At 42.9% G+C, this 1,136-nt stretch carries 2 protein-coding genes; both read right to left on the reverse strand.

Features of this window, described 5'->3' with window-relative positions:
• Positions 1-923, reverse strand: a 923-nt coding sequence (locus tag K1Y79_RS29015; RefSeq protein ID WP_220253734.1) for an ISAon1 family transposase, incomplete at its 3' end; no start/stop codon positions are given.
• Positions 916-1,136, reverse strand: a 221-nt coding sequence (locus K1Y79_RS29645) for an ISAon1 family transposase N-terminal region protein (protein ID WP_449508532.1), incomplete at its 5' end; no start/stop codon positions are given. The genes K1Y79_RS29015 and K1Y79_RS29645, both read right to left, overlap by 8 nt.

Below are 1,136 nucleotides of genomic sequence, written 5' to 3' on the forward strand. Positions count from 1 at the left end.
GCGTTTCTAAATGATTTTACCTTCGCATTAAATGATTCTGCTGCGGCATTGGTGGCCCGGTTGTTAAAGAAGTTCAGGATACCTAGATAATGATTTTGAACAGTTCTGGACAGGGTTTTGAAGGATTGTATTCCTGAGGTATCTACATCATTGTACCATAGTGCGAGCCTTTTAAAGGCTTGTTCTTTGCTAGTACATATTCTGAACACATCTCCAAGACCCAACGACAGTTGATATGCTTTTTGGATAACGGGATACCTGGTAAACAATAGTTCCGCCCGTTGCTGCTGCTCTCTAGTCCATAATCGTGGCTGTTTGAACAATAAGTATCTGCTACGAGCCAGGAGCTGTTTGACAGTATCTCCATTATGCAGCACTTCTGGATGATAGACAATCTTTTGCTTTCTAGCCTGTTCATAGGCCTTATTTTCCTCCTCAAGGGCTTCCCATCTATATTTTATACGGGTTTCCTGTACCGCATCGAAGGCTAGTTGTTGAACATGAAAACGGTCAATTACACGGTCAGCATTAGGAAAGCACCGCTTAATCGCCAGGTTAAGGCTTGCTGACATATCGATCGTTACTTCCAATACCTTCCTACGAAGCCGTTTGGGGATCTTGTTCAAAACATTGATCAGATAGTCCGCCTGTGTTCCTTTAATCATTGCTACAATAGAGCCCCTGCGGCCTTTTGCAGCCTTATTCGTCACTATCGTATACAATTCTCCACTGGAAAATGCTGTTTCATCAATGCTCAGATAGGGGCCGATATTTTGCTCAAAGACCATCCAGTGTTCGGCATGATCCTTCTGCTCCCATTGGTGATAGTCGCTTAAATGATTCTTGTATTGTTGTTGTAATTGTTTGCCATCCACCTGAAAAAAGTGGCCTAATTGCACAGGACTGATGGGATAATTATCCAAATATACCTTTTAAAAAAAGCCCGAATTCCGTTGTCATTCGTGCTCCTGATCTTACAAGCGTCCAGTCTCTGGTTACTATTTCTCCGGTCGATTGCACCTCCCAGCGTCTGCGTTTGATGCATAGGGCAACCTTATGCCCCCTAATAGGAAAGTCCTGTACTTGTATTTCTGGTAGAAAACCTTTGGAGTGAAGTAATTGATCTTTGTATTCCT

The organism is Chitinophaga rhizophila (assembly GCF_019492185.1).
GTDB classification, from domain to species: Bacteria; Bacteroidota; Bacteroidia; order Chitinophagales; family Chitinophagaceae; genus Chitinophaga; species Chitinophaga rhizophila.